Raw genomic sequence first — 6077 nt, forward strand, 5'->3', positions numbered from 1 at the left:
CAGGAAATACGACCGTTCCCATGTCCCGGCCATCGGCCACCAGGCCCGGCGGCTCTTGAAACGCCCGCTGACGCTGCAGCAATGCATCACGCACGGCCGGTAACGCGGCCACCTGGGAGGCCCAGGAGCCGACTTGTTCGTTACGAAGATCATCAGTCACGTCATCCCCTTCCAGGATGATGCGCTGGGGGTGACCTTCCGTCGCCCCGACGAACTGCACATCAAGGTGCGCCGCCAACAGCTTCAGGGATTCTTCGTTGGTCAGGTCGACGCCATGGTTGCGCGCGGCAAACGCCAGCAGGCGATACAACGCGCCGGAATCCAGCAGGCACCAACCCAGGCGCTTGGCCAGGATGCCGGCGATCGTGCCTTTGCCCGAGCCACTTGGCCCGTCGATGGTAATCACCGGTGCTTTGATATTCACAATTGAGCCTCTTGGGCAACACGGATGCCGACTTGGGCACACAGTGTAAGAAAGTTCGGAAAAGACGTAGCAACATTGGCGCAGTCACGGATACGAATCGGCGCCGCCGCCCGCAGGGAGGCTACGCTGAACGCCATGGCAATCCGGTGATCGCCATGGGCATGGACCTCACCACCGCCCATCAGACCACCGTCAATGATAATCCCATCAGGGGTCGGTTCACACTTAACCCCCAGCGCCAGCAGACCGTCGGCCATCACCTGGATGCGATCAGACTCCTTGAGGCGCAACTCTTCAGCACCTCGCAGCACGGTGCGCCCTTCGGCGCAGGCCGCCGCAACAAACAGCACCGGGAATTCGTCGATCGCCAGCGGCACCAGTGCTTCAGGGATTTCAATCCCCTTCAACGCTGCGGCACGCACGCGCAGGTCAGCCACGGGTTCGCCGCCGACTTCGCGCGGGTTTTCCAACGTGATATCCGCCCCCATCAGCCGCAGGATATCGATCACCCCGGTACGCGTCGGATTGACGCCGACATGCTCCAGCAACAGCTCGGAGCCCTCAGCAATCGAAGCGGCCACCAGGAAAAACGCCGAGGAGGAAATATCCCCGGGCACTTCAATATGGGTAGCGGTCAGCGCATGGCCAGACGCTACTGACGCCGTCGCCCCTTCCACCGCTACCGGATAACCAAAGCCACGCAACATGCGCTCGGTATGGTCGCGGGTCGGCGCTGGCTCAGTGACGGAAGTCTTACCCTCAGCGTACAGCCCCGCCAACAGCAGGCAGGATTTAACCTGCGCACTGGCCATTGGCAGCGCGTAAGTCAGGCCCTTCAGCACCTGGCCACCCCGAATGGTCAGCGGCGGACGCCCGTCGGGCCCGGTCTCGATCACCGCGCCCATTTCCCGTAGCGGCTTGGCCACGCGACTCATCGGGCGCTTGGATAACGACGCATCGCCAGTCAACACACTGTCGAAGCTCTGAGCCGCCAGCAACCCAGACAGCAGCCGCATGGACGTACCGGAGTTACCCAGATAAATCGGCCCCGGCGCCGGCTTCAAGCCCCGCAAGCCCACACCGTGAATGGTCACCCGCCCATGGTGCGGCCCTTCAATCACCACGCCCATGTCGCGAAATGCTTGCAAGGTCGCCAGGGCATCTTCGCCCTCCAGGAAACCTTCGACCTCGGTCACACCCTCCGCCAATGAACCCAGCATGATCGACCGATGGGAGATCGACTTGTCACCCGGCACCCTGATACTTCCGCTCAAGCGGCCGCCCGGGTTGGCGAGGAAGGTCAATTCATCAGCGTTCACAGCGGTTTCCATATACGCCCGGCGAGCCAGGATCTTGCTGAAATGCTCACGCGCCACCCGCGCACGGGTGAATACACCCAATAATTGATGACCATCCCCGGCATCGACCGCGTCGCGCAAGGCGTCGAGATCACTGCGGAAAGTGTCCAAGGTGCGCAATACAGCTTCGCGATTGGCCAGGAAGATGTCGTGCCACATCACCGGATCGCTGCCGGCTATACGCGTAAAATCACGGAAACCACCCGCGGCGTAGCGAAAAATATCGAGGTTCTCGTTACGCTTGGCCAAGGAGTCCACCAGACCAAAGGCCAGCAGGTGGGGCAAATGACTGGTTGCCGCCAACACTTCATCGTGGCGCTCGACCTGCATATGCTCGACATCCGCCCCCAGCTCGCGCCAAAGCCGATCGACCACAGCCAGGGCCGCCGGATCGGTTTGTTCAAGCGGCGTCAGAATCACCTTATGGCGGCGGAACAACTGCGCGTTGGACGCCTCCACCCCGCTCTGCTCGGAACCGGCAATCGGATGACCCGGAACAAACCGCGCCGGCATGCCACCAAACGCCAGTTGCGCCGCGCGCACCACATTGCCCTTGGCACTGCCGACATCCGTCAGGATCGCTTGCCCCAGGTCCATTCCGGCGAGCAGAGCCAGCAGCTTCTCCATCGCCAGGATCGGCACGGCAAGCTGGATCACATCCGCGCCCTGGCACGCGAGCGCCAAGTCCGCCTCACAGCGATCCACCACACCCAGCTCAACCGCCAGCTTGCGCGATTGCGGGTCCAGGTCCACACCGACCACCTCACCGCACAACCCGCTTTCACGCAGGCCTTTGGCGAAGGAGCCGCCGATCAACCCCAGGCCGACCACCACCAGGCGACCGATCATAGGCACAGCAGGTTGCAATGCAGTGACATCAACCACGGGCCAGAACCTTGGCCAATGCCTCCAGGAAGCGGCTGTTCTCAGCCGGCAAACCGATGGTGATACGCAGGTGGTTCGGCATGCCGTAGTTGGCCACCGGACGCACAATCACACCTTCGCGCAGCAAGCCCTGAAACACTGGCGCAGCCACTTGTCCGAGATCGACGCAAATGAAGTTGCCCTTGGATGGAATCCACCCCAGGTCCAACTCACGAAAACCTTCCTGCAACTGCAGCATGCCGCGGTCGTTGATGCGACGACCTTCTTCCAGGTACTCGGCATCCTTCACCGCCGCACAGGCCGCCGCCAGGGCCAGGCTGTTGACATTGAACGGCTGACGCACACGGTTCAGCACATCCGCGACAACCGCCGTGGACAGACCATAACCCACCCGCAGCGACGCCAGGCCATATGCCTTGGAGAACGTGCGTGACACCAACAGGTTCGGGTAAGCCGCCAGGAAGTCCAGGCCGTCCGGCAGGTCACCGCCTTCGGCGTACTCGATATAGGCCTCGTCCAGCACCACCAATACGTGCTCAGGCACATCCTGCAGGAAATCGTCCAGCGCCTGAGCGTCGAACCAGGTGCCGGTCGGGTTGTTCGGGTTGGCGATAAACACCACGCGGGTTTGCGCGTCGATGGCCGCCAGCATCGCCGGCAAATCATGACCCCAGTCTTTGGCTGGAATCACTTTCGCATCGGCACCCACAGCCTGGGTCACGATCGGATAGACCGCGAATGCGTGCTCACTGAACACCGCATTCAAGCCTGGCGCCAGATAGGCACGGCCAACCAGCTCAAGAATGTCATTGGAGCCGTTGCCCAGAGTGACCTGGTTCAGTTCGACCCGGCACTTTTCCGCCAACAGGGATTTGAGGGCAAAGCCGTTGCCATCGGGATAACGCGTCAGCTCAGCCAGCTCTTCGCGAAGCGCCGCCAGCACTTTCGGACTAGGGCCCAGCGGGTTCTCGTTACTCGCCAGCTTGACGATGCGGGAAGGGTCCAGATTCAACTCACGCGCCAGCTCGTCCACAGGCTTGCCCGGAACGTAAGGCGACAGTTGTTGCACGCCCGGCTGCGCCAGGGCGAGGAAGTTGCCACTCATGTTAAAGCCTCACAAAACCGCTTTCGGGTAAGAGCCCAGCACCTTGAGTGCTACGGCTTCCTGACTGATTTTCTCCAGCACACCCTTGACCAGCGGGTCGCGGTGGTGGCCGATGAAGTCGATAAAGAACACATAAGTCCATTTACCGCTGCGCGAAGGACGAGTCTCGATGCGCGTCAGGTCAATCCCGTTGTCGTGGAACGGCACCAGCAGTTCATGCAGCGCGCCGGGCTTGTTGCTCATGGAGACGATGATCGAGGTCTTGTCGTCGCCGGTCGGTGGCACTTCCTGGCTGCCGATCATGAGGAAGCGCGTGGAGTTGTCCGGGCGGTCCTCGATTTTCTCGGCCAGGCGCGTCAAGCCATACAGGCCCGCAGCCATATCACCGGCGATGGCCGCCGAGTTCCACTCACCCTTGACCCGCTTGGCGGCTTCGGCGTTGCTAGAGACCGCCACGCGCTCGACATTCGGGTAATGCGCGTCCAGCCACTTGCGGCACTGGGCCAGGGACTGGGCGTGGGAGTAGATACGACTGATGCTGTCGGTCTTGGTGTTCTCGCCCACCAGCAGGTGATGGTGGATACGCAGCTCGACTTCACCACAGATCACCATGTCGTGCTCAAGGAAGCTGTCCAGCGTGTGGTTCACAGCGCCTTCGGTGGAGTTCTCCACCGGCACCACGCCAAAGTTCACCGCACCGGCCGCCACTTCACGGAACACTTCATCGATCGCCGCCATCGGCTTGCTGATCACCGCGTGGCCGAAGTGCTTCATCGCCGCCGCCTGGGTGAAGGTGCCTTCAGGACCGAGGTACGCCACTTTCAGCGGCTGCTCCAGGGCCAGGCACGACGACATGATTTCGCGGAACAACCGCGCCATCTCTTCGTTGCCCAGCGGACCTTTGTTGCGCTCCATCACGCGCTTGAGCACCTGAGCTTCACGCTCGGGCCGGTAGAACACCGGCACTTCGCCTTCCGCCAGGGACGCCATCTTCACCCGTGCTACTTCCTGGGCACACCGCGCACGCTCACTGATCAGTTCCAGGACTTTCTCGTCCAGGCTATCAATGCGTACGCGCAGGGCCTTGAGTTCTTGCTCAGACATTAGCCGTGTTCCTTTTCGAACTCTGCCATGTAGGCAACCAGCGCGTTGATCGCATGGATGTCGACGGCGTTGTAGATAGAGGCGCGCATGCCACCCACCGAGCGGTGGCCCTTGAGGTTCAGCAGGCCACGCTCGTCGGCACCAGCCAGGAATGGCTTGTCCAGACGGTCATCAGCCAGGCGGAACGGCACGTTCATCCACGAGCGGTCGGTCAGGTTGATCGGGTTGCTGTACAGGCCACTGGCGTCGATGAAGTCGTACAGGGTGCGCTTCTTCACTTCGTTGAGCTTGCCCATGGCGGCGACACCGCCCTGCTCTTTCAGCCATTCGAACACCAGGCCGGAGAGATACCAGGCGAAAGCCGGCGGGGTGTTGTACATCGAGCCATTGTCTGCCGCGACCTTGTAGTTGAGCATGGTCGGGCACAACGAACGGGCGCGACCCAGCAAGTCTTCACGGACAATGTTGACCAGGATGCCGCTCGGGCCGATGTTCTTCTGCGCACCTGCGTAGATCATGCCGTACTTGGACACATCGATCGGGCGCGAAAGGATGTCCGAGGACATATCGCACACCAGCGGCACGTCACCGACTTCCGGCACCCAGTCGAATTCCAGGCCACCGATGGTTTCGTTCGCGACGTAGTGCACGTAGGCCGCATCCTTCGACAGCTTCCACTCGTTCTGACCCGGAATGGCGAAGTAATCGTAAGGTTTGGCAGTGCCTGCCACGTTGACGCGACCGTAGCGGGAAGCCTCTTCAATGGCCTTCTGGCCCCAGATACCGGTGTCGATATAGTCGGCGGCGCCGTCTTCCGGCAGCAGGTTCAGTGGAATCTGGGCAAACTGCTGGCTCGCGCCACCCTGCAGGAACAACACTTTGTAGTTGGATGGAATGTCCAGCAAGTCGCGCAGATCCTGCTCGGCCTTGGTGGCGATGGACACGAACTCATCGCTGCGATGGCTCATTTCCATCACGGAGAGGCCTTTTCCATGCCAGTCGAGGAGTTCACCCTGCGCGCGCTGCAGGACTGCTTCAGGAAGCGCCGCGGGACCGGCACAGAAGTTATAGGCTCTCTTGCTCACATCCAATCTCACTCTGATCTGGTGGTAGTCACGCAAACATATCAGGCAACACCCGATCCAATGTGGGAGCGGGCTTGCTCGCGAAAGCGATCTAACAGCCGACATCTGTAGTGAAT

Annotated in this window: 5 protein-coding genes; all 5 read right to left on the minus strand. The window is 61.3% G+C overall.

Annotated features, from left to right (window positions below; all coding sequences use genetic code 11):
- A partial coding sequence (cmk, locus tag ACRESD_RS15105; protein WP_431751653.1) for a (d)CMP kinase occupies positions 1 to 424 on the minus strand: 424 nt, incomplete at its 3' end.
- Positions 421 to 2631 carry a bifunctional prephenate dehydrogenase/3-phosphoshikimate 1-carboxyvinyltransferase gene (locus ACRESD_RS15110; protein WP_431751656.1) on the minus strand — a complete coding sequence of 737 codons (2211 nt, stop codon included), beginning with the start codon at positions 2629 to 2631 and terminating at the stop codon, positions 421 to 423. The genes cmk and ACRESD_RS15110, both read right to left, overlap by 4 nt.
- A gap of 28 nt (positions 2632 to 2659) precedes the next feature.
- Positions 2660 to 3772, minus strand: a complete 1113-nt coding sequence (hisC, locus tag ACRESD_RS15115; RefSeq protein ID WP_431751654.1) for a histidinol-phosphate transaminase — start codon at positions 3770 to 3772, stop codon at positions 2660 to 2662.
- A 9-nt stretch (positions 3773 to 3781) separates the two neighbouring features.
- Positions 3782 to 4876 (minus strand): prephenate dehydratase, encoded by a 1095-nt coding sequence (gene pheA / locus ACRESD_RS15120; RefSeq protein ID WP_003172650.1) that lies wholly within the window; start codon positions 4874 to 4876, stop codon positions 3782 to 3784.
- Positions 4876 to 5961: a 3-phosphoserine/phosphohydroxythreonine transaminase gene (gene serC / locus ACRESD_RS15125; RefSeq protein WP_431751655.1), complete on the minus strand. Its 1086-nt coding sequence runs from the start codon at positions 5959 to 5961 to the stop codon at positions 4876 to 4878. The genes pheA and serC overlap by 1 nt, the downstream gene beginning before the upstream one ends.
- Between the last annotated feature and the right edge of the window lie 116 nt (positions 5962 to 6077).

Source organism: Pseudomonas sp. (genome assembly GCF_050739995.1).
In the GTDB taxonomy this organism is placed as follows: domain Bacteria; phylum Pseudomonadota; class Gammaproteobacteria; order Pseudomonadales; family Pseudomonadaceae; genus Aquipseudomonas.

Bases quoted from the DNA above. Each gene is read 5' to 3' on its own strand.
- ACRESD_RS15110 (WP_431751656.1), bottom strand. From the start codon at position 2,631: ATGATCGGTCGCCTGGTGGTGGTCGGCCTGGGGTTGATCGGCGGCTCC.
- hisC (WP_431751654.1), bottom strand. From the start codon at position 3,772: ATGAGTGGCAACTTCCTCGCCCTGGCGCAGCCGGGCGTGCAACAACTG.
- pheA (WP_003172650.1), bottom strand. From the start codon at position 4,876: ATGTCTGAGCAAGAACTCAAGGCCCTGCGCGTACGCATTGATAGCCTG.